18 protein-coding genes and 4 pseudogenes are annotated in these 22,967 nt (G+C 37.1%); 18 read left to right on the forward strand and 4 right to left on the reverse strand.

The genetic code is table 11. The features are described from left to right. Nucleotides 1–9 precede the first annotated feature (9 nt). From Q5W13_RS07395 to Q5W13_RS07460, 14 genes and pseudogenes are all read left to right on the forward strand, one after another. The gene (locus tag Q5W13_RS07395) at nt 10–768 is read left to right on the forward strand and encodes a tetratricopeptide repeat protein (RefSeq protein ID WP_304445874.1); all 759 of its coding nucleotides are present in this window, start codon (nt 10–12) and stop codon (nt 766–768) included. Between the two features lie 38 nt (nt 769–806). Then, on the forward strand, nt 807–1,124 hold the full coding sequence (locus tag Q5W13_RS07400) for a hypothetical protein (RefSeq protein WP_155595484.1): 318 nt from the start codon (nt 807–809) through the stop codon (nt 1,122–1,124). A 74-nt stretch (nt 1,125–1,198) separates the two neighbouring features. Then, nucleotides 1,199–2,791, forward strand: a complete 1,593-nt coding sequence (locus Q5W13_RS07405) for a SulP family inorganic anion transporter (protein WP_155595483.1) — start codon at nt 1,199–1,201, stop codon at nt 2,789–2,791. Between the two features lie 5 nt (nt 2,792–2,796). Continuing rightward, entirely contained in the window at nt 2,797–3,642 is an 846-nt protein-coding gene (locus Q5W13_RS07410; protein WP_304445875.1) for a universal stress protein, read from the forward strand. A 15-nt stretch (nt 3,643–3,657) separates the two neighbouring features. Further along, a complete protein-coding gene (locus Q5W13_RS07415; RefSeq protein WP_155595481.1) occupies nt 3,658–4,284 on the forward strand; it encodes a carbonic anhydrase family protein in 627 nt (208 codons plus the stop codon). Nucleotides 4,285–4,381: 97 nt separating this feature from the next. Then, a pseudogene (locus Q5W13_RS07420) lies at nt 4,382–5,009 on the forward strand (carbonic anhydrase). 93 nt (nt 5,010–5,102) lie between these two features. After that, complete coding sequence (locus Q5W13_RS07425) at nt 5,103–6,983, forward strand: SulP family inorganic anion transporter (RefSeq protein ID WP_304445876.1); 1,881 nt, start codon at nt 5,103–5,105, stop codon at nt 6,981–6,983. A gap of 78 nt (nt 6,984–7,061) precedes the next feature. Further along, nucleotides 7,062–8,080 (forward strand): annotated as a pseudogene (gene pheS / locus Q5W13_RS07430) (phenylalanine--tRNA ligase subunit alpha). A gap of 9 nt (nt 8,081–8,089) precedes the next feature. Then, on the forward strand, nt 8,090–8,485 hold the full coding sequence (locus Q5W13_RS07435) for a hypothetical protein (protein ID WP_304445877.1): 396 nt from the start codon (nt 8,090–8,092) through the stop codon (nt 8,483–8,485). Between the two features lie 255 nt (nt 8,486–8,740). Continuing rightward, nucleotides 8,741–9,223: a GbsR/MarR family transcriptional regulator gene (locus Q5W13_RS07440; RefSeq protein WP_155595477.1), complete on the forward strand. Its 483-nt coding sequence runs from the start codon at nt 8,741–8,743 to the stop codon at nt 9,221–9,223. A gap of 102 nt (nt 9,224–9,325) precedes the next feature. Further along, a complete protein-coding gene (locus Q5W13_RS07445) occupies nt 9,326–10,411 on the forward strand; it encodes an efflux RND transporter periplasmic adaptor subunit (RefSeq protein WP_304445878.1) in 1,086 nt (361 codons plus the stop codon). 37 nt (nt 10,412–10,448) lie between these two features. Further along, nucleotides 10,449–13,594 (forward strand): annotated as a pseudogene (locus tag Q5W13_RS07450) (efflux RND transporter permease subunit). A gap of 7 nt (nt 13,595–13,601) precedes the next feature. Beyond that, nucleotides 13,602–15,005, forward strand: a complete 1,404-nt coding sequence (locus tag Q5W13_RS07455) for a TolC family protein (RefSeq protein ID WP_155595474.1) — start codon at nt 13,602–13,604, stop codon at nt 15,003–15,005. Between the two features lie 109 nt (nt 15,006–15,114). Next, a complete protein-coding gene (locus tag Q5W13_RS07460) occupies nt 15,115–15,630 on the forward strand; it encodes a TetR/AcrR family transcriptional regulator (RefSeq protein WP_304445879.1) in 516 nt (171 codons plus the stop codon). A gap of 8 nt (nt 15,631–15,638) precedes the next feature. Here the strand turns inward: Q5W13_RS07460 and Q5W13_RS07465 are convergent. Both Q5W13_RS07465 and Q5W13_RS07470 read right to left on the reverse strand, forming a co-directional pair. After that, nucleotides 15,639–16,105, reverse strand: a pseudogene (locus Q5W13_RS07465) (CYTH domain-containing protein). Next, entirely contained in the window at nt 16,098–16,772 is a 675-nt protein-coding gene (locus Q5W13_RS07470) for an NAD(P)H-binding protein (RefSeq protein WP_304445880.1), read from the reverse strand. The pseudogene Q5W13_RS07465 and the gene Q5W13_RS07470 overlap by 8 nt, the downstream one beginning before the upstream one ends. 28 nt (nt 16,773–16,800) lie before the next feature. Between Q5W13_RS07470 and dinB the strand changes: the two genes are divergently transcribed. The 4 genes from dinB to Q5W13_RS07490 all read left to right on the forward strand — a co-directional run bounded on the left by dinB (nt 16,801) and on the right by Q5W13_RS07490 (nt 21,509). After that, nucleotides 16,801–17,901, forward strand: coding sequence for a DNA polymerase IV (gene dinB, locus Q5W13_RS07475; RefSeq protein ID WP_304445881.1), 1,101 nt, complete (start codon nt 16,801–16,803; stop codon nt 17,899–17,901). A 236-nt stretch (nt 17,902–18,137) separates the two neighbouring features. Beyond that, nucleotides 18,138–18,959, forward strand: coding sequence for a helix-turn-helix domain-containing protein (locus Q5W13_RS07480; protein ID WP_304445882.1), 822 nt, complete (start codon nt 18,138–18,140; stop codon nt 18,957–18,959). Between the two features lie 76 nt (nt 18,960–19,035). Continuing rightward, a complete protein-coding gene (locus Q5W13_RS07485; protein ID WP_304445883.1) occupies nt 19,036–21,123 on the forward strand; it encodes a TonB-dependent receptor in 2,088 nt (695 codons plus the stop codon). Continuing rightward, on the forward strand, nt 21,093–21,509 hold the full coding sequence (locus Q5W13_RS07490; RefSeq protein WP_304446474.1) for an outer membrane beta-barrel protein: 417 nt from the start codon (nt 21,093–21,095) through the stop codon (nt 21,507–21,509). The genes Q5W13_RS07485 and Q5W13_RS07490 overlap by 31 nt, the downstream gene beginning before the upstream one ends. A gap of 62 nt (nt 21,510–21,571) precedes the next feature. Here the strand turns inward: Q5W13_RS07490 and arfB are convergent, their stop codons facing one another. Together arfB and Q5W13_RS07500 are read right to left on the reverse strand one after the other, a co-directional pair. Further along, nucleotides 21,572–21,976 carry an alternative ribosome rescue aminoacyl-tRNA hydrolase ArfB gene (gene arfB / locus Q5W13_RS07495; protein ID WP_304445884.1) on the reverse strand — a complete coding sequence of 135 codons (405 nt, stop codon included), beginning with the start codon at nt 21,974–21,976 and terminating at the stop codon, nt 21,572–21,574. 3 nt (nt 21,977–21,979) lie between these two features. Further along, entirely contained in the window at nt 21,980–22,960 is a 981-nt protein-coding gene (locus tag Q5W13_RS07500; RefSeq protein WP_155595467.1) for an ABC transporter ATP-binding protein, read from the reverse strand. Between the last annotated feature and the right edge of the window lie 7 nt (nt 22,961–22,967).

Below are 22,967 nucleotides of genomic sequence, written 5' to 3' on the forward strand. Positions count from 1 at the left end.
AATCACAAAGTGAAAAACATACTTTTCATACTTATTTCTTTTTTAACCTTCACGGTTACCGCCCAGAACAATGCTCTGTTTGATAAGGCCACGGAAGCATATAACGTAGGCGAGTACCAAAAGGCAGTAGACAGCTATATGGAAATTTTGGACAACGGAAAACATTCCGCAGAGCTCTATTACAACCTGGGCAATGCTTACTATAAGCTTAACGAGATTGCGCCAAGTATTTATTATTACGAAAAAGCGCTTTTGCTTAAACCTAACGATAGCGAAATAAAGAACAACTTAGGATACGCCAAGAACATGACTATTGATGCAATTGATGAAATGCCAACTACAGGCCTTTCTAAAATTTACGATAGTATTATTGGTACTTTGTCTTTTGACCAATGGGCATATACATCTATTATTTTTATGATAATCTTTGTGTTATTGTACATTGCATTCTATTACTTCCGCTATTCTTCTAGAAAAAGACTTGCGTTTATTTTTAGCGTAATATCACTACTTATAATGATAACTTCCGTAGTGTTCGCTTTTCTTCAGTATAACAAATTTAAAGCAGACCAACCCGCCATAGTCTTTGCCAAGGAAGCCAGTGTAAAAGCTGAACCTAATAAAAAAGGTCTTGAGACTTTTGCACTTCACGAGGGTACTAAGGTCCAAGTTGTTGAGGAACTAAACGACTGGAAAAAAATCCGTATTTCTGACGGAACTACAGGCTGGATTCCATCTGAGGACATAAAAACATTAAAAGATTTTTAATATTTCCTTAACGCGTTATAAAATAGTTGGTGCTATATTTGCGTTTGTTACTAACTGTTATGAAAATTTTTGCTCGTTTTCTTTTGCTTTATCTATGGCTACTAGCCATAGCAGCTCCGAGCATCATAACTTTACTAGATGTTGATAATCCTGTTATGATAACGAACCTCAACGAAGAGGAACAACAAGAAGCAGGCAAAAAGTCTTCTCTAGAAGAAAAATTCGTAAACAATAATTATTTTGACTATTCCCTGATAGCTCTATCAGAACAGTCCGTTATGGGCCATTACCATGTTATGGGCTATATTGATTTCACACTTGAAATCCTACTCCCCCCACCCGAACATATCAGTTAATCCTTTTCAGACTTTTATTCGATTAGCTAAAAACTTGTCCTCAATTGCCATTGAGGGCTAAATTATTATTGTATATGTTCAAAAATCTTAAAAGCGACCTTCCCGCAAGTGTCGTAGTATTCTTTGTTGCTTTACCTTTATGTTTAGGTATTGCGCTTGCCAGTGGCGCGCCATTGTTTTCAGGATTAATTGCCGGTATAATTGGTGGTGTTTTCGTTGGAGCACTTAGTGGTTCAAAAATTGGAGTAAGTGGTCCTGCTGCAGGATTAGCCGCTATAGTTCTTACCGCTATTGGAACCTTAGGTGGTTTTGAGAATTTTCTAGTTGCCGTAGTATTAGGCGGTGTTATTCAAATGGTATTTGGTTTTCTAAAAGCGGGTATTATTGGATATTACTTTCCGTCTTCCGTGATAAAGGGAATGTTAACCGGGATTGGTATCATCATCATTCTAAAACAAATTCCACACTTTTTTGGTTATGACCCTGACCCAGAAGGAGATTGGGCTTTTTTCCAAGTAGATGGAGAAAATACATTTTCAGAAATTTTAAATACGGTCAATAATATTAGTCCCGGTGCTACATTGGTGGCTATCATTGGTTTTTCTATTCTATTACTATGGGACAAGGTTCTTTCTAAAAAAGGTAGAATTTTTCAATTAGTACAAGGGCCTTTAGTTGCCGTTGCCGTTGGTATTATTTTTTATATAGTAACTCAAGATAGTGCAGTATTGGCTATTTCTTCAGAACACTTGGTAAGTGTACCTGTTCCTGAAGATGCCGCTTCATTCTTAGGTCAATTTAGCTTCCCAAATTTTGGGGCTATAACAAATCCTCAAGTTTGGATTACTGCTTTTACAATAGCTTTGGTAGCTAGTTTGGAAACACTTTTATGTGTAGAAGCTACGGATAAGCTAGACCCACATAAGAATGTAACACCAACAAACCGAGAATTACTTGCCCAAGGTGCTGGTAATATACTGTCCGGTTTAATTGGAGGACTACCTATAACGCAGGTAATTGTTCGTAGCTCAGCCAACATACAATCTGGTGGAACGTCTAAACTATCTGCTATTTTACATGGTTTTCTTTTATTGATTTCTGTAATTCTTATTCCAACTTTGTTGAATATGATTCCATTATCCGTATTGGCAGCCATCCTTTTCATCGTTGGATACAAATTGGCAAAACCTGCTCTTTTCGCAACAATGTATAAACTGGGTTGGAAACAGTTCGTTCCTTTTATGGTAACCGTTTTAGGGATTGTATTTACAGATTTACTTATTGGAATTAGTTTGGGCTTAGCTGTTGGAATAGTTGTTATTCTACTAAAAAGCTACCAGAATTCTCACTTTCTTCATATTGAAGATGTGAGTAACGGAAAGCATAAAATAAAAATGACTCTTGCAGAAGAAGTAACATTTTTTAACAAAGGTGCTATTCTTAAAGAACTAGATAGTCTTCCAAGAGACACCTACTTAGAGCTAAATCTACTTAAAACTAGGTATCTTGACATTGATATTATTGAGATTTTAGACGATTTCTCCATAAAAGCCAAAGAACGTAACATAGATATCCGGTTGGTATCAAAGCGTGGAGTTATAGAAAACCCCACTAGTTATAGTGAGTTTTTTAGAACAAGACCAAAATCTAACCTAAGTTTAAGTTAAGCGCTATGGAAAAAAATAAATATAAAATAGCCTTACTTTCAGATTTGGCAGACGGTATGCACAACCTTTTAAAAAGCTCGGTTAGCCTAGCCAAAATGGTTGATGCAGAAATTGAGGTTTTCAACGTTAGAAAGCCTACTGATATTATTGGAAAAGACAATCAATTATCGGCTATTCGCACCATAAACCACGAATATATTGTAACTGATAAACGAATGAAGAACATACTGGCACCGTTCTCAGAAGATTATGGGGTTCCCATTCGTTATTCAAGCACTTTTGGTAATGTAAAAACTGAAATAGCCAGATATCTAGATGATAATACTCCAGATATTTTAGTTCTTGGCCGCAGAAAGACAAAACCTTTTAATACTGTAGATGATAGGATTATCAATTTTGTTCTAAGTATTTTTAAGGGGTCCGTAATGATTGTTTCAGAAGAAAATGGTCTAAAACCTAACATGAAAATAGGGATCGGTGCACTAAACTGTTCTGATGAGTCATTGAGTTCTTCTTTTCCAGAAGCCCTCTTTGCACATACGAATAGCCCTCTAAAGTCTTTCAGTATTGTTAACGGGCCTACAACACAGCCTCAACCTCATGAATTTTTAGGTAAGAAAATTGTGGATTACGTATTTGATTATAATGACAATACAATGAAGAAGCTGCCTATTTACTTGTCCAAGAGTAAAGTGGATTTATTATTTGTAGAGCGAAAGAAGAAGGAAAAACAAAGTACTTCTACACCGTCAAACATTTACGACATGGTAAAAAAATTAGACATTAACCTTATGATTGCAGGAGAACAAAACTTGCAACGCGATTTTCAAAGCAAATTAAACATAGCATAATTAAAACAAATACATATGAAAGCACATACTAAGGAGACGCAGGCAACTATGACTCCGGCAAAAGCATTAAATTTTTTACAAGAAGGTAATCAACGTTTTCAAAACAATTTGAAAGCCAACAGAAACCTTTTAGAGCAAGTAAACGATACTAGTGAAGGACAGTTTCCTTTTGCAACTATCTTAAGCTGTATAGATTCTAGAGTTTCGGCCGAGTTAGTTTTTGATCAAGGTTTGGGTGATATCTTTAGTATACGGATTGCAGGTAACTTTTCTAACGAAGATATTTTAGGTAGTATGGAGTTTGCATGCAAACTTGCCGCTACTAAATTAGTTGTAGTTCTAGGCCATACAAGTTGTGGTGCTATAAAAGGAGCTTGTGACCACGCCAGATTAGGTAACCTAACAGCTTTGATAAATAAGATAGAGCCAGCGGTTGATGCTGTGAAAGAGCCAGCGGACGAAAGCCTTAGGAACTCCAAAAATCTTGAGTTTGTGGATAAAGTTTCTGAAAAGAACGTGCTTTTGACAATAGACAATATCCGTAAGAATAGTCCAGTTTTGGCAGAAATGGAAGACAACGGAGAGATCAAGATTGTAGGTGCCATGTATGATATTTCTAATGGTGAAGTAACTTTTTACTAATAGGCTTATATTCAGTTATATAGAATGGGCCAATAATGCATTGGCCTTTTTTCAAGTATTGCCGTAGAATTAGTCTTATTTTGTAAAAAATAACACCATGAATCTAGATACTGTTTTTGACAACAATGAAAAGTGGATAGCTGAAAAGCTAGAAACTAGTTCAGACTATTTTGAGCAGTTAGCAGAAGGGCAAAATCCTGAATTGCTTTATATTGGTTGTTCAGACAGCAGGGTTACCGCAGAAGAAGTTATGGGTGCAAAACCTTGGTGAGGTTTTCGTACATCGTAACATTGCGAACATGGTTATCAGTATAGATCTTAACGTACTTTCTGTTTTGAAGTATGCGGTAGATTATTTGAAAGTAAAACATATTATAGTTTGTGGCCATTACGCATGTGGAGGTGTCAAAGCCGCCATGCAATCTAAAGATTTGGGTGTTTTAAACCCATGGCTACGTAATATTCGTGATGTCTACCGTCTTCATAAAGAAGAGCTGAACGCTATTGAGGACGAAACAAAAAAATACGATAGGCTAGTAGAACTTAACGTAAAGGAGCAATGTGTAAACCTGATCAAAACAGCAGTGGTTCAAAAAGCATATCGCGATCACGGATTAAAAGTACACGGATGGATATTTGATGTTCATACCGGAAAATTGATAGACCTAAAAATAGATTTTGAAGGCTATTTAAAAAACATAATGGAGATCTATCACCTAGATTAATCCAGAATTGATTTGTAGAAACCAAACGTTCAATTTGGCATCTATATTTCAACACAAAAATTAAAACAATCTCTCAGCATTAAACTTAACTCTATGAAAAATCTTTTCTCAAACTTTAAAGGAGACTTATTTGGAGGAATAACGGCGGGTATTGTTGCCCTACCCTTAGCATTAGCGTTTGGTGTTAGCTCAGGCCTTGGACCCAGTGCGGGGCTATACGGAGCCATATTTATCAGTTTTTTTGCGGCTCTTTTTGGAGGTACTAACACACAAATTTCTGGTCCTACTGCGCCAATGACAGCGGTAAGTATGGTTGTCATAGCTGGTATAATTGCTCTAAACGATGGTAGCTTAGAAAAAGCATTACCTGCTATTTTAGTAGTGTTCTTATTGGCCGGCCTTATGCAAATAGGTCTTGGACTTCTAGGTATAGGTAAATACATCCGTTATATCCCTTATCCTGTGGTTTCAGGTTTTATGACGGCAATCGGTGTTATTATTTTGGTTACACAAATATTACCTGCAATAGGATATTACCCTAAAGAAGATGCAGAGTTTGTAAACCTATACAAACCCATGGCCGAAGAAATTATTTTAGATAATATTCTGAAAGAAGAAGCGGGAGAAGGTATTCTAGTTTTAGAAAATTTTGAAGAAACCATTAAACGAGCAGAAGGAATTACTGAAGCAGATATGCTTAAAGAAGCAAGAACTTTGGCAAAATCTGAAGCTTCGGGCGTATTGGGTGCGCTTAAAGTAATGCCTAGAGCTTTACAGAACATTAACTGGTTAGAATTTATTCTCGCCTTATCTACCATTGCTATAATTTATGGTTTCAAAAAAATAACTACCGCTATACCAAGCGCATTAGTTGCTTTAATTGTAGTCTCTGGGGTAGCGTATGGTTTTGGATTAAACTATAGACCAATAGAAGAAATTCCAAGCGGTTTCCCGATGCCTAACCTGGGTATATTCACCAGTTTTGAACTTGGCTCGGTAACGCCTTATATTTTTACAGCATTAACGCTGGCATTATTAGGTGCTATTGATTCACTTTTGACTTCTGTGGTTGCGGATAACATGACGAAAACAAAGCATCAACCTAACAAAGAATTGGTAGGGCAAGGAATTGGAAACAGTATTGCCGCTATTTTTGGAGGTATACCAGGAGCTGGTGCTACAATCCGTACCGTTGTTAATATTAATGCAGGTGGTAAAACTAAGTTATCCGGTATGGTAGCAGGGGTTTTACTTCTGGTTGTTCTTTTGGCTTTAGGACCTGTTGCTTCTCAAATACCAGCAGCTGTACTTGCCGGTATTTTAGTTACCGTAGGTATTGGTGTAATGGATTACAAAGGGTTGAAAGCCATACCTAGTTTACCTAAAGACCTGAGCATAGGTCCAATAAAATTCAGTTCAGAAGTAGTTATAATGCTAGTTGTGTTAGTACTTTCCTCTGTTTGGAACTTGGTATATGCTGTAGGTGTTGGTTTAGTTATCGCTTCTTTAATGTTCATGAAAAAAATGGGTGACCTTACAGCAGAAAGGTCTGATGTAAAGTCTTTAGAAAAAGAAGAAGGTTGGGCAGATGAAGTTGGGTTCCCTAAAAACCTAAGAGATCAAGTCTTTATTAAACACCTTAAAGGACCTTTGTTTTTTGGTTCTACCAGCGAATTTCAAATATTGGCGGACCAAATACCAAGAACGGCATCTACGGTTATCATTCGAATGGACCGTATGCAGTATATGGATCAATCCGGTCTTTATACATTGGAAGACGTATTAATAGATTTACACAATTCTGATATTGAAGTATTGTTTGTAGATGTGCTTAAACAGCCAAGATATATGATGGAACGAGTAGACCTTATTCCTGATTTAATTCCTACAGAGCATATTTTTGACACCTTTGCTGAGTGTCTACAGTACTTGGAACGTAAGACTTCAAAAAAGAATATTGAAGCTTCTGCGTAGGATTTAGACCAATTTATGATGAATTATGTATCAGGTAATGCCGCAAATGTCCTAAATTTGCGGCATTAGCCGAACATCATGATTGATACTATTAAAAAGCACATTACTGAGGTAGAAAAGTTTACCGCTACCACCAAAGAGGAGCTAGAAAGCTTCCGTATTAAATACTTAGGTAAAAAGGGACTTTTGACCGATTTCTTCGCTGAGTTCAAAAATGTACCTAATGACCAGAAAAAGGAATTCGGCCAAACAATAAATAAGTTAAAGCAAGCCGCAAACGATAAACTGAATACTTTACGGGACGCTCTTGAGAGCAAAACCGAAGAAAAAGGTATTTATGGCGATTTGACACGTCCAGGTGAACCTTTAGAACTTGGGGCAAGACACCCTATTTCTATTGTTAAGAACCAAATTATAGAGATTTTCTCCAGAATAGGTTTCAATGTATCGGAAGGTCCGGAAATTGAAGATGATTGGCATAATTTTACTGCCTTGAACCTTCCTGAATATCACCCTGCCAGAGACATGCAGGACACATTTTTTGTTCAAACCGATCCAGATATCTTATTGCGTACCCATACCTCATCGGTACAGGTTCGTTATATGGAAAATAATAAACCGCCAATACGTACTATCTCTCCAGCAGAGTATATCGTAATGAGGCCATTTCGGCACGTTCACATTGTTTCTTTCACCAAGTTGAAGGTTTATATATTGATAAGGACGTTTCCTTTGCAGATTTAAAACAAACACTTCAGTTCTTTACAACGGAACTTTTTGGTAAATCTAAGATTCGTTTACGCCCATCATACTTTCCATTTACAGAGCCTAGTGCAGAAGTAGATGTGTATTGGGGCCTTGAGACTGAAACCGATTATAAGATGACAAAAGGTACCGGTTGGCTAGAAATCATGGGCTGTGGTATGGTTGACCCTAATGTACTTGACAATTGTGGTATAGACTCCAAAGAATACTCTGGTTTTGCTTTCGGAATGGGTATTGACAGAATTGCTCTTTTACTTCACCAAATATCTGATATTCGCCTATTAAGCGAAAACGATGTGCGATTCTTAGAGCAATTTAAAAGTGCATTATAATAAAGTGTAGTGAAAAAAGATATAGAAATACCAATTGCCAAAGATGTTCAAGTAGTCGCTATTAGAGAATGGAACGAGGAGTTTCTTTCAAAAGACTGGAACGCCTACATAATAAATAGTAGAGCAGACCAAATTGAAATGGTAATGGTAGTATCTAAGGGTTTTGACGATGAACGCCAAACCACTACAATGCGCCATAGTATGGGTACAATATTACCTAACGAATTTAAAAAGATAGAATTATTACAAGAAGATGTTCTTGCCTTAGACAATGAATTCTTTGTTACTTTCTTTGCTGAAGGCAAACTTTTTGAAAAACGTTTTTTATTCCTCAAAAATACCGTCACCGAAAAAAATCTTAGTACTATTCCGCTAATTGAAAAGGATGGAATCTTCGCAGAGTAAGCTGTAACTTCATTTTATTTTCATCCATTCTACTTACCATTTTTAAAAGTTTAGTCCACTTCTTTCTTTACCGAAAGCATTTACCTACAAAAGTTTTATCGGTCAAAAAGTTTATTTATTCAGTTAATCTTCAAATAGTTACCCCCTTATCTTGCGCACTGTAACAAAATTTTAACTCATTTTAATAAAATTTAAGTTCTTTTAGTTTGTTTCGTTCCGAACTAACATTATCTTTGTCGCTTGAATTTTTCAATTATGAAAATAGAAGAGATAAAAAATAAGTTAATTGAGGAGCTTGGTGTTCACTTTGAATCTGAGTACGACCTACCACCATTGGCTGCTAGAATCTTTGCGAACTTAGTTATCACAGAGGAAGACGGTCTTACTTTTGATGATTGTCTTCTTAAAAGAGGTGCTAGTAAAAGCTCAATATCCACATCGTTGAACCTTTTATTGCAAATGGATTTTGTAAACTATTTTACGAAGTCAGGAGATAGAAAAAGGTATTTTAAAGTTGCTGAAAAAAATACGTTCTTCATCAAAAAGTTGAATCGCTCATTAAATCAATTGGAAAGGGAAAAAGATATGATTGTTAAGATAACAGCATATAACAAAAAGTACCGTCCGGAGAAACATGAAGAAAACAAAAATAGAATGACAGTTTATGGCAAGTGTATTACGGATATGACCACAAGCCTTAAAACAACTATTGAAGAATTAAAAAAACAACAAAAATAATTTTTTTATCAGATTGGTTCGTTTTTTACCGAACATTCTGAATTAACAAAACCTTAACAGGACCCAATCAACAATTTAATACAATTAAACATCCATTTAAAAATGAAAAAGTTATCAATAATAGGACTATTAAGCGCTGGACTTCTTTTAAGCTCATGCTTTGGAACAACGCCAACAGCACCTGCTGCAGGAGCAACGCCTCCTCCACCAAGCTTAAAAGTAAGTGAGTTAAAAAAACAAGACCTTACTGTATATAACGAATTTTCTACTACACTTGAAGGTAAGCAGAATGTAGAAATATGGCCTAAGGTTGCTGGTTTTGTACAAGAAGTATATGTTGAAGAAGGTCAGAAAATCAAAAAAGGACAACCTCTTTTCAAATTAGAGACCCAAACTTTGAACCAAGATGCCAATGCTGCAAAAGCTTCTGTAAACGTGGCACAAGTAGAAGTAGATAAACTTAAGCCACTAGTAGAAAAAGGTATAATTAGCGAAGTTCAGTTAGAGACTGCCAAAGCGCAGCTTGCTCAGGCTCAAGCCAATTACCAAAGTGTTGCTTCAAATATCGGATATTCCCGTATCACCAGCCCTGTAGATGGTTATATCGGTGAAATTCCCTTTAAAAAAGGTGCCTTGGTAAGTTCTGCTATGGGACAACCATTAACTACTGTATCTGACGTTAGCGAGGTTCGTGCCTATTTTTCTATGAATGAAAAAGAATTATTGAAACTAAAAGAATCCATGCCCAAAAATGACAAAAATGTTATGGATATGGAGAAAGCTCCAAAAGTTTCACTTATTATGATCAATGGTGAGGAATATGCTGAGAAAGGTAAGATTGCAATGATCAATACTATCATTAATAGTACTACTGGTAGTGTAACTGCAAGAGCTGATTTTGATAACAAGAACAACTTATTAAGCAGTGGTAGTACAGGAAAAATAAAAATTCCAACAGTATATAATGGTGCTTACGAAATACCGCAAACAGCAACTGTTGACCTTCAAGGTAAAAAATTAGTTTACGTAGTTAAAGATGATAATACGGTTACTACCATGCCATTAGATATCATTACTACTACCCAAAATGGCTTTATCGTCGAGAAAGGGTTTGAAGAAGGGACTACTATAGTTCTAGAAGGGGTTTCTAAATTAAGAGACGGAATGACCATCAGTCCGGTTAAATAAGCATCCGCTAATTATCATAACATATAAATAAAGAACAATGTTTCAAAAATTTATAGATCGTCCCGTACTGTCTACGGTGATATCGATCATCATAGTTATTCTAGGTGTTTTAGGTTTAACGACCTTACCTATTGAAGAATACCCTGAAATAGCACCACCAACCGTTCAAGTAACAAGTACCTATACAGGTGCGAATGCTGAAACGGTACTAAAAAGTGTTGTTGTACCATTAGAAGAGCAAATCAATGGTGTTGAAGACATGTTATACATGACTTCTAACGCAAGTAATGACGGTGCTGCAACCATAAACGTATTTTTTAAATTGGGTACTGACCCTGACATTGCCGCGGTAAACGTTCAGAACAGGGTTGCCAGAGCAAATAGTGTTTTGCCACAAGCAGTTGTACAGACCGGTGTTATAACTCAAAAGTCTCAAACTAGTGCATTGTTATTCTTCTCTCTTTTCTCTGATAACGATGAATATGATGCAACTTTCGTAGAGAACTACGCCAGAATTAACATCGTACCCAAATTACAACGTATAGAAGGTGTTGGTAACGTTACTGTTTTTGGTTCTAAGGATTACTCCATGCGTATATGGTTAAATCCTGAAAAGATGGCCGCTTATAAACTGATGCCATCAGACATACAAAATGCACTTAATGAACAAAACTTAGAAGCTGCTACTGGTAAAATTGGTGAAAATGCCGATGGTGTTTATGAATATGTATTAAAATATAAAGGTCGTCTTTCAGATGAAGCTGAATACGAAAACATCATTATTAGAGCGCAGGAAAATGGTCAGTTTTTAAGACTTAAAGATGTTGCTGAAATTGAATTAGGTGCTTTTAACTATGGTACCAAGAACGAAGGTATGGGTAAACCCGGTACCGCTGTTGGTATTTTTCAAACTTCAGGATCTAATGCAAATGCTATTATTGATGAGATTCAGACTATACTAGATGAAAGTAGTCAAGATTTCCCTAAAGGACTAGATTATGTAATTCCTTATAACACTAAAGATTTCTTAAGTGCATCTATAGAACATGTTGTACAAACCTTAATAGAAGCCTTTTTATTGGTTTTCTTAGTGGTTTTCATATTCCTACAGGATTTTAGATCTACGTTAATACCCGCTATTGCCGTTCCGGTGGCGATTATTGGTACGTTCTTCTTTTTATCGCTCTTTGGGTTTTCCATTAACATGTTGACTTTGTTCGCAATGATTCTGGCCATTGGTATTGTGGTGGATGATGCCATTGTGGTGGTCGAGGCGGTGCACGCCAAAATGGAGGAAGGTGCCACCAATGCCAAATTAGCTACCAAATCTGCAATGACCGAGATTTCAGGTGCCATAATCTCTATTACTTTGGTAATGTCCGCAGTATTTATTCCGGTATCGTTCATTAGTGGGTCTTCAGGTGTGTTTTACCAACAGTTCGGTATAACATTGGCTATTGCCATTCTTATTTCAGCGGTAAACGCTTTAACATTGAGTCCGGCCTTGGCTGCACTTTTATTGAAGCCTCATGATACATCCGAAGAAAAGAAAAAAGGATTTTCAAAGCGTTTCTTTTCAGCCTTTAATACTGGTTTTAATGCAATAACCGACAAATATGTTGGCTCAGTAAAATTCATTATCAAAAGAAAATGGGTAACAGGTTTATCTCTTGTAGTGTTTGGAGTTATAGCATACATGTTATTTCAATCTACACCAACTGGTTTTATACCAAATGAGGATAAAGCCATTGTGTTTGCCGATGTTACCATGCCTCCTGGGACCACTTTGGAGCAAACGCAAAAAACCGTTAAAAAACTAGATTCTATTTATCAATCTATGGATATCATAAAGGTAGGATGAACATTACAGGATTTAGTATTTTGAATAGTGTTAATGGTGGTTCATACGCTTTCTCGGTACTTCGTCTTAAAGATTGGGGCGAACGAGAAGGTGATGCGGAATCTGTTAAGGCTGTAGTAGGAAGCTTGTTCGCAAAAACAGCTGGCTTAAAAGATGCCAAAATATTCTTCTTTACCCCACCAAGTGTGCGTGGTTTTGGTAACTCAACTGGTTTTGAAATGAACCTACAGAGTAAAGATGCAGATGATTGGCAGACCGTAAACAAAGTAACCAATGAATTCTTGGCTGCAATTAATGCAAGACCAGAAGTTCAATATGCCATTACGAACTTCAATGCCAATTTCCCTCAATATGAATTAGAAGTTGATGTTGAGAAAACTAAAATGGCAGGTTTAGCGGTAACAGATGTGTTTAGCGCCATGCAGGGATATTATGGTGGATTATATACGACCGACTTTAACAAGTTTGGTAAGCAGTATCGTGTAATGATCCAAGCCAAACCAGAAGATAGAGCAGATGAAAACTCATTGAACCACATTTTCGTAACGAATGCAAGTGGTGAGTCGGTTGCCGTATCTCAATTTGTATCGTTGAAGAAAATTTATGGTCCTGAAGTGGTAAGTAGATTTAACCTATTAAGTTCTGTAAAAATTAACGGAGCTATGAACCCTGGCTATTCTACAGGTGATGCCATAAAGGCAATTGAAGAGGTTACTGCTCAAGTATTGCCTAATAATTACACTTATGAGTATTCAGGGCTTACAAAAGAGGAGAATAGCGCAGGTAGCCAAACCATCATCATTTTTATATTGAGTTTGGTATTTGTGTACTTCCTATTAAGTGCTCAGTATGAATCGTATATTTTACCATTTTCAATTCTATTGTCGCTACCCGTTGGTATTGCAGGAGCAATTGGTTTTGTGAGTATGGCTGGCCTTGAAAACAACATCTATTTTCAGATTGCATTAATCATGCTTATTGGTCTACTTTCTAAAAATGCCATTCTTATTGTAGAGTTTGCATTGCAGCGAAGAAAACACGGTATGTCTATAATTGAATCTGCCATTGATGGAGCTAAAGCAAGACTTAGACCAATTTTAATGACCTCATTTGCCTTTATCCTTGGTTTAATGCCATTGGCATTGTCTTCAGGAATTGGTGCCGTAGGTAACCGATCCATTGGTATGAGTGCAGTTGGTGGTATGTTAATAGGTACCATATTCGGTGTGTTTGTTATACCCGCCCTATACGTTATTTTCCAGACCATGCAAGAGCGTATAACCGGTGCGCCGCAAGAAACTATTGAAGAATCAAAGAACTAAAGAAATCATGAAAAAATTAGTAATGAATAAATTCTTATTGGTGGCCATGCTTCCGCTCTTGCTGCAATCGTGTTTTGTAGCTAAAAACTATGAGCAGCCGGAGGTGGAAACCGAAAACCTTTATAGAACCGATAATTTGCCACAGGATAGTGTGTCGTTCGCATCGGTCTCCTACAAGGATGTTTTTACAGATTCACATTTAAAAACGTATATCCAAAGAGGTTTGGACAACAACCTAGATATTCGCATTGCTCTTCAGAGCATTGCGGCTGCAGAGGCTTATGTTAAACAAGGTAAAGCAGGTTATTTGCCTACCCTAAGTGGTGCCGCTAGTGCAACTAGAACAGCAAGAACCAGTGAAAACGGACAATTCGGAAGTTTTTTCACGCAACCTTTTAATCAATATGAAGCCTCAGGAACAGTATCTTGGGAAGCGGATATCTGGGGAAAAATAAGAAGTAGTAAGCGCGCAAGCGATGCAAGTTACTTGCAGACTGTAGCAGCACACCAAGCCGTAAAAACGGATTTGGTAGCTCAAATAGCTACAACATACTACCAGTTATTGGCTCTAGACAAGCAAATCTCGGTTACCGAACAAACTATTGATAACCGTCAAAAAAGTTTAGAGACCATTGAGGCTTTAAAAGATGCGGGACAAGCAAATCTAGTTGGTGTTGATCAAACTGCAGCGCAATTATATAGTGCTCAGAGTCAATTGTTAGATCTTAAAAATCTGCTCTATCAAACAGAAAATACAATGAGTATTCTTTTGGGAGAGAAGCCACAATCCTATGTGCGAAGTTCTTTAGATGAGCAATCTTTAGTTAATGAGATGACACTTGGTGTACCTGCCCTGTTGTTACGTAACAGACCTGATATCATGCAAGCGGAATATAACTTAATGAACAACTTTGAGCTTGCTAATGTTGCGAAGAGTAATTTTTACCCTTCTATAACATTATCGGCACAAGGTGGTTTTCAAAGTTTGGAATTGGATAATTGGATAGACAGTAGTTCTATTTTTGCTAACCTTGTAGGTGGTCTTACTCAACCTATTTTTAACGGCAGAAAAATAAGAACTGCTTATGAAGTTGCTAAAACACAACAAGAACAAGCATTGTTAATGTTTAAAAAAGCGCTTTTAAATGCTGGCCAAGAGGTATCAAATGCCTTATATGACTATAATATTTCGGTTCAAAAAGAAGCTTACGTTACTAAACAAGTAGTTGCCTTAAAAAGAGCGGAAACCAATTCAGAAGAATTATTAAACAGTGGATACTTAACCTATTTGGACTTGTTAACTGCAAGAGAAAATGCTTTGAATGCTGAGCTTAGCTTGGTAGACAACAAGTTTTCACAATTATCTGCAACAGTAGAGTTGTACCGTTCCCTTGGTGGTGGATGGCATTAAACACGTTCTGAGCGCATCATGGATAAAGACAAGTTTTTAGAATTTGCCCTTTCTAAATTTATAAAATTCGGAAGTAAGCGTTTTACCTTAGATGACCTTAAGACATGAGATGAGTATTTCGAAAAAAACGATTTACGACAATTTCAAAAGCAAAGAAGAGGTTGTGCAGGAAAGCTTGGTTGCATTTATAAATAAGCTACGTTCTAAAATTCTTGAAAGTGTTGAAAAACAAAAATCTAATCCTATTCTTACCGTCATTGACGTGTATAGAATAGGATTGGATTCTTTTAAATCCTTTAGTCCTTCATTTTTATTCGGCTTAAAAAAATACTACCCAGATGTTTACGTTTCTATAAGCGATTTCAGGTCAAAAGAGCTTTATGCCTTGGTTCAAAATCTTCTGCAAAAAGCCAAGGAGAAAGGTCAGGTGCGAGATGATATTGATGTAGAACTTATCTGCGAGATATACCTCAACCGACTTGAGCTCATCCTCTTCTCCACAAAAAACCTCTTTGAAGAATATTCTGTTCAAGAGCTACTAGAGCATATTGTCATTAATAATCTACGCGGTATTGCTACCCAAGATTATCTGAAGAAAAACAACTTCATGCTAGAAGTACACTAGCTACTAAACTACCAATTATTAAAAGGATTTTTACTTAATTGCGAGTTGTAGTAAGCAATCTTACCAGTTACTTCTTCCCCCAACCATGATGGTTTTTCAAATATTTGGTTTTCAGATTCTAGTTCTATTTCGGCAACAATAAGCCCTTCATTTTCACCATGAAACTCATCTACTTCATATTCATGTGAACCTAACGGAACCCTGAATCGTATTTTGTCTATAATTGAGGCTCACAGATGAGCAACAGCTGCTCTGCATCGGAAACCGAAATTTCCTTTTCCCATTCAAATCGGATTGTTCCTGCATCGTTTGACTTTCCTTTTACCGTTAAAAATCCCGATTGGTCTTTTATACGAACCCTTACGGTTCGCTCTTTATCAGTATTTAAAAAACCCTGAACAATTCGTTCTTTAGATGAGGCCTGGTCTTGATACGCTGTAGACGTGACCAAGAATTTACGTTCAATTTCAATCACTTAACGCTGCTATTTTATTAATTTGATCAGACTCTATTTTATTCACCTCGCAACCTGTATTCGCTACTTTTACCATAGCTTTTGCAATTGCGTCAGGTTCAATAGAGCGGTATTTGGCCAGTGGCCCAACCAAAACAAGGTTAAGCACTTTCATTAGTTGTTTAAACAACAGCTCCCCTGTACGTTTTTCTTCTCGCTTACCACCAATTAATGAAGGTCTAAAGATATAGGTGTTCTTAATTTTTTCATTAAGGACAGCATCTTCCATTTCACCCTTTACCTGATTATAAAAAACATTACTTTTTGCACTAGCTCCCATTGCAGAAACTACTAAAAAAGTAGAAATTCCATTTTGAGCACAAAGCTTGGCTGCCGTTACGGGAATACCATAATCTATATTTTTATATACTTCTTTATTAGGGGTTTTTGACTTGGTAGTACCAATGCAGCAAAAAAGCTCATCGCCTTTAAAGTCTTCTTTAAACTGTTCAAGGTGCAGCAAATCGCCTAAATGCTCTTCTATTTTTTTGTGCGGAATACCCACACTGGAGCGAGAGAACAATTTTATTTTCCCATAACGGTCATCGGCTAGCAAAAGTTGTAATAAAATGCCCCCCGTAAGACCCGTTGCGCCCAGTATTATTGCTGTCTTTGTTTGTGTTTCCATCCAACTAAATATAACTTAATTTTGCAGTATGCCAAACGATTTTCCTTTGCGAAAAATTATTCATGTTGATATGGACGCCTTTTATGCATCTGTAGAGCAATTGGATAATCCAGAATTGCGTGGAAAGCCGGTTGCCGTTGGCGGAAGTTCAAAAAGAGGTGTAGTAGCCGCAGCAAGTTACGAAGCCAGAAAATATGGTGTACGTAGTGCCATGAGCAGCATAATGGCACAGCGCAATTGCCCTGAATTGATATTTGTAAATGCCCGCTTTGATAGATATAAAGAAATCTCTAAAATTATACGTGGCATTTTCTATGAATATACAGATTTGGTTGAACCACTTTCTTTGGACGAAGCCTATCTTGATGTCACGGTCAATAAAAAAGGAAATCCCTCCGCTTCCTTATTAGCTAGGGAGATACGGCAAAAGATTTTTGACGCTACAGGCCTTAATGCATCCGCCGGAATTTCTATAAATAAATTCATTGCGAAAGTTGCCAGTGACATCAACAAACCAAACGGGCAAAAGACGGTTAACCCTGAAGAAGTATTAGAATTCTTAGAAGACCTTGAAATCCGAAAATTCTACGGCGTAGGAAAGGTCACTGCGGAGAAAATGTACAAACTAGGCATCTTTACCGGTAAAGACCTCAAACTAAAAACAGAATCCTTTTTAGAAGAAAATTTTGGGAAAAGCGGCAGTTACTATTATAACGTGGTGCGCGGCATTCATAACAGCGAGGTTAAACCACATCGTATTCCAAAATCTGTGGGAGCAGAGCGAACGTTCAATGAAAATCTGAGCAGTGAAGTGTTTATGTTAGAACGTTTGGACCATATTGCCGAGGAATTGGAGAAGCGCTTAAAAAAGGCAAATATTGCCGGTAAAACTGTCACCTTAAAAATTAAATACAGCGATTTTACGTTGAACACCAGAAGTAAGACTTTGGCTTATTTCATCTCTGCCAAGAGCCTTATTTTAGAAACAGCAAAAGAACTTCTGTATCAAGAAAAATTACAAAACTCTGTGCGTTTACTTGGTATTTCGCTAGCCAATCTCAATACCCAAAAGGAAGAAAAAGACTCAAAAAAGGAAATAGTCACAGTACAGTTGAAATTCGAGTTTTAAGCTTCGCCCTCGTTTTAAACGAAAAAAATTAACATTCTTTTAGATATTTACACCAAAGTGCTACAAATTAAGCACTTTGTGTTAGAATTCACTGCCATACCCAAGGGTAGGTAACATCTAAACTGTTCTTTAATCTATTATCTTTATAGCTAGTATTTAGCCAAATTTTTACCCTCAAAACAATGTATTGAGAACACCGGTAGTCCTAGTAAGAGATCCTGATAAAACTATATCAATTGACGAGAACCAAAATTAGAACCTATTCCAAAATTTCTGCCCTTGCGGATATCAAAATCGAGCCGTTCGATGTCAATAAACGCTACACCAAACCGCACCGCCATAACAAGTATATGGAGTTGGTTTATTTTAGTGCTGGTAGTGGAATGCATTATATGGATGAAACTGGTTACGCTATAGAACCTCCAGTAATATTCATCATCAAAAAGGATGAAGTCCACCACTGGGAAATAGACACAGTTCCCGAAGGATTCGTTATTATTATTAAAGAAGGTTTTATGGAAAAAACCTTAGATAAACATATCAACTTACAATTAAGGCAGCTGGGGCATAAAAAAATAATCAAACCTAACTTTGACCCAACCATACAATCACTCTTTGAAATTGCATCTAAAGAAATTAAGGAAATTTGTGTTAGTAGAGATATTCTAGTAGAAGGTGTTCTCAAAGCCTTATTCTCTAAAATATTGACTTATGTGGAGATTGATGAAAATTTGTCTACCACCAATTTAGAAGAACGTTTTGATGAATTGTTGCTAACTAAATTGAAAAATGATGTAGCTTATTATGCCCAAAAGCTGAATACCACGGCACAAAATCTAAATGCACTTTGTAAAAAAAAGCACGATAAAACAGCTTCCTCCGTAATTGCAGACCATATTATAAAAGAAACAAAACGGTTACTACTTTATACCGACCTATCTGTAACTGAAATTGCCTACGCTTTTGACTTTACAGACGTTTCACACTTTGTTAAGTACTTTAAACGCCACGATGGTCAAACCCCTTTACATTTCAAAAAAGCAGCAATCGTACCTTAATTTTTTCAAACAGACCATAATCCAATAGGGTTTAAGCGTAATTTCGACACCTAATTAAGACCAAACCCTGTTGAACATGAAGTTTTCTTATCTATTCATCTTTTTAATTTCGTTGGCTCCGCTATCTGCATCGGCCCAAATAACTGGCAAAATAACGGACGCAGACAATGAATATCCTCTAGAGTACGCAACTGCAGCGATCTTTAACCAAGAAAACGGTGAGCTGGTTACCGGTGTAATTACAGACCTTAATGGTTTCTTTACTATTGAGGATATTAAAGATGGCACATATTACCTAGAAGCCTCCTTCATTGGTTTCGCAACCAAAACCATAAAAGACATAACGGTACAAAATAAAAAAGCCCTAGACCTAGGCACTATAAACCTTACAATTGGTGGAAACCAGCTTGATGAAGTAGTAATAAAAGGCCAACGTGCAACGGTCATTAATAAAATAGACCGACAGGTATTTGATACGAAAACATTCCAAAATAGTCTTGGTGGTAGTGCCACGGATGTGGTTAAAAATATACCATCCGTAAGTGTTGATGGTCAAGGAGAAATAAGTGTTCGCGGTAGTACCGGTTTTGTAGTTTTACTTAACGGAAATCCAGTTCAAGGTGACGCTTCTAACCTACTGAATCAGCTTCCAGCAAATGCCATAGAGCGAGTTGAAATCATTACTGCTCCTTCCGCTAAATACGATCCGGAAGGTAAAGCAGGTATAATGAACATAATTACCAAAAAAGGTGCTGCGGATGGTTCATTTGCCCAAGTAAACATAAAAGGAGGCCTTCCTTCCATAGAAACCTATGGCAATGACAAAGCACACCAACGTTATGGTGCAGATGCCACTTATAATATTCGTAAAGGCGATTGGAATATTTCTATGGGTGCCAGTTACCAACGTAATGACCTTGGAGGAAGACGTGAAGGTGATGTTTTTACTATCATAAACGATACACTTACACAATTTCCATCTAGCGGCGAGCGTAGTTTTGACGAAATTAATTATAGCGGAAGGTTTACTGTTGATTACGCTCCAGATGACAAGAACTCCTATTCGCTGGCGTTTTATGGGGGAAAAAGAAAAAAAGACCGCCTAGCCGATATCGTGTACTACGATAATCATGGGATTACCCCAGCCGTTGGGGGTGAACGATTTTATACCTTTCAGTATTACAATCATAATTTAAGAACTAGAAAAAGTGATTTTGCATTGGGAAGCTTTGACTATTCTCATATTTTTGACAACACGTCCAAACTTTCAACCTCGTTTTTATATGAATACACATTACTAGGCGGCCCTACGGAAAGCGATAACTTAGGGGAACCTAATAGAAACATAATATACCAACAAGAATATAATACTAATGACAACCCGCTGAACGGTATTCGCCTCTCCTTAGATTATGCTTGGAAACCATTTGCAATTGGCCAAATTGAAACCGGTTACCAATACCGAAACCTAGACCATACTGGTGATTTTGTATACGAAAGAAAGGATGACACTACCGCTGGTGCTTTTGAACTTGTACCAGAGTTTTCAAGTGAAGTAGACCTTCAGAGAAGTATTCATTCTGGTTATGCGCAATTAACGGGTGCTAAGGATAAATGGGAATATGCAGCAGGCGTACGTATTGAAGCTATGGACCGCGAACTTGACCTTCGTGACAAGCAAGGTCTTATTGATACTACCTATGCTTACGATTATGTAAAACCGTTTCCATCGGCATCGGTTCAATATACTTTTGAGAATAATACAAAGTTAAAAGCGGCCTATAGCAAAAGGGTAGAACGTACCGCTACTTTTAAAATGAACCCGTTCCCGGAGCGCGAGCACTCAGAAACCTTGGAACAAGGAGACCCAACCCTAAAACCAGAATTTATAGACTTACTTGAAGTGGGTATCAGTAAAAACTTCGATGGTGGAAATTCGGTTTTTGCAACGGCTTATTACCGTGACACCAAAAACTTGGTAAACAGAGTAAACACAATCTACAACGATACTATTTTAAATAGAATCTACTCTAATGTAGGTAAAGCAAAATCAATAGGATTGGAGATAGGTACCCAGCTAAAAGCTACGGAAAACTGGTCTAACTTATTGGGGCAAACCTTTATAACTATTCTATTAATGGTGAATATGACGGGCGTGACGTAGACAGCAACTCCTTTGTGTATTCTATAAATGCGAACAGCACTTATACTTTTTCAGAAACCGCTTCTTTACAATTTACCTTTAATTACCTCTCTGAAAGAGTTACGGCGCAAGGGGAAGATTCCCGTTTTTATTCGCCTAACCTAACCTTTAAGAAGTCATTTTTAGATAACCGCTTAACGGCCACTTTACAATGGCAAAATATAGATATGGGGTTATTGGACACGAATGAACAACGGATTACTACCTACCGCGAAGGTGAATTTTTCACCACCACAAATTATGTGTATGAGGTAGATATGGTATTGTTGAACCTTTCTTATAATTTCAATAAGAACAAGAATAAATCCAAATTCATTGACAGTGAATTTGGTAAGCAAGAGTTTTAATCCTAGTTGCTGTTTAGTTGCGTAGTGGATTTTAAAACCTGAACAAAAAAGCCCAATGATTTTTAATCTATTTGGGGCTTTCCTCTATTTGTCTTTTTCTGTGCGTTCTTCTTTTTGTGCTTCAACCGTTTCTCAATAGAAGATCTTGACGGTTTAGTTTTGCGACGTTTCTTTTTAACCTTTAGCGCATCTTCAATGAGGTTCAAAAAACGGGCAATAGCCAAATCCTTATTTCGGTGCTGACTTCGGCTTTCATCACACTGCATTTGTAAAATGCCCTCCTTGGTAAGTCTATGACCTATTTTTCTATGAATACGCTCTTTCTCCGTATTAGAAAGTCCATTAGAATCATCAACCGAAAAACTAAGGTCTATTTTAGTAGATACTTTATTTACATGCTGTCCTCCGGCACCACTGCTTCTAACAGCTTTAAAATTTAATTCTTGAAGTAGTTGGGAGGTATTCATAAGTTAAGAATCTCCCATACGTTGGTTAATGGTCTCTATGGAAATGTTCAGAAAAATTACCTTCCCTACTTCCAGAGGCCTATCATGATGAAAATAGATATCTTCTCCTTCATAAACACCAACAATCATAAAATGGCTTCCCATATAATAGGCACCTTTTACAACAACCTCTAAACCGGATTTACCTGAAACCTTAAACTCGTGCGCATAAACAATGATACGCCTTTTAGTATCTGCATATGATTTTACAATATTTATAGGAATTTTATTGGCTTCGCCGAAAAGAGAAGCTACATAGAGGTCTTTAGGATGCTCATAAAGGTTTTTAGGACTATCCTTAGCCACAACAAACTTATCCTTAAGCACAACTACCCTATCTGCAAATGGGAGCATATCCATATGGTCATGTGTAGCCGTTAGCACGGTTATTTTTTGGCGCCTTAAATAACCAAAAAGGTTCCGGCGCAAACTGTTCTTCCTAAAATTATCAATATTACTAAAAGGTTCATCTAACAGTAATACTTTAGGCTCTTGTGCCAATACCCTTGCCAATGCTACTCGCTGTTGCTGACCGCGACTTAACAACTTTACCTTGGTTTTGGCAAATTTGGTCATCTCAATCATCTCCAAAAGCTCAAACGTACGTTCTTTGAGTTCTTCGGGCTCAAAAACGGACAAAAACTGACTTATATTCTCCTCTACCGTAGTAAAAGGCATCAAATCAAAATCTTGGGAGAGATACTTCATGTACGGCTCGCCCGGCACCAAATTATGAAGAGGGCCTAACACTTGGTTTTCATTCCAATATACTTCGCCAACCTCAATATGTAAGAGTCCGTAAATAATTTTTAAGAGCGTACTTTTTCCACAACCGCTTTCGCCTATAATGGATACATGTTCACCCTTTGCCACTTTTAAGTTGATGTTTTCCAATATGGAAGCACCATCTTCATAGCTAAAAGACACATGATCTACTTGTAACATATATTCG

The sequence above is a fragment of the Zobellia laminariae genome (assembly GCF_030553095.1).
Lineage (GTDB): Bacteria > Bacteroidota > Bacteroidia > Flavobacteriales > Flavobacteriaceae > Zobellia > Zobellia laminariae.

Coding starts and splice junctions, on each gene's coding strand:
- Q5W13_RS07470 (WP_304445880.1), bottom strand. CDS start 16,772: ATGGAAACACAAACAAAGACAGCAATAATACTGGGCGCAACGGGTCTT.
- Q5W13_RS07405 (WP_155595483.1), top strand. CDS start 1,199: ATGTTCAAAAATCTTAAAAGCGACCTTCCCGCAAGTGTCGTAGTATTC.
- Q5W13_RS07445 (WP_304445878.1), top strand. CDS start 9,326: ATGAAAAAGTTATCAATAATAGGACTATTAAGCGCTGGACTTCTTTTA.
- Q5W13_RS07410 (WP_304445875.1), top strand. CDS start 2,797: ATGGAAAAAAATAAATATAAAATAGCCTTACTTTCAGATTTGGCAGAC.
- arfB (WP_304445884.1), bottom strand. CDS start 21,976: ATGAATACCTCCCAACTACTTCAAGAATTAAATTTTAAAGCTGTTAGA.
- Q5W13_RS07425 (WP_304445876.1), top strand. CDS start 5,103: ATGAAAAATCTTTTCTCAAACTTTAAAGGAGACTTATTTGGAGGAATA.
- Q5W13_RS07455 (WP_155595474.1), top strand. CDS start 13,602: ATGAAAAAATTAGTAATGAATAAATTCTTATTGGTGGCCATGCTTCCG.
- dinB (WP_304445881.1), top strand. CDS start 16,801: ATGCCAAACGATTTTCCTTTGCGAAAAATTATTCATGTTGATATGGAC.
- Q5W13_RS07440 (WP_155595477.1), top strand. CDS start 8,741: ATGAAAATAGAAGAGATAAAAAATAAGTTAATTGAGGAGCTTGGTGTT.
- Q5W13_RS07460 (WP_304445879.1), top strand. CDS start 15,115: ATGAGTATTTCGAAAAAAACGATTTACGACAATTTCAAAAGCAAAGAA.
- Q5W13_RS07500 (WP_155595467.1), bottom strand. CDS start 22,960: ATGTTACAAGTAGATCATGTGTCTTTTAGCTATGAAGATGGTGCTTCC.
- Q5W13_RS07415 (WP_155595481.1), top strand. CDS start 3,658: ATGAAAGCACATACTAAGGAGACGCAGGCAACTATGACTCCGGCAAAA.
- Q5W13_RS07485 (WP_304445883.1), top strand. CDS start 19,036: ATGAAGTTTTCTTATCTATTCATCTTTTTAATTTCGTTGGCTCCGCTA.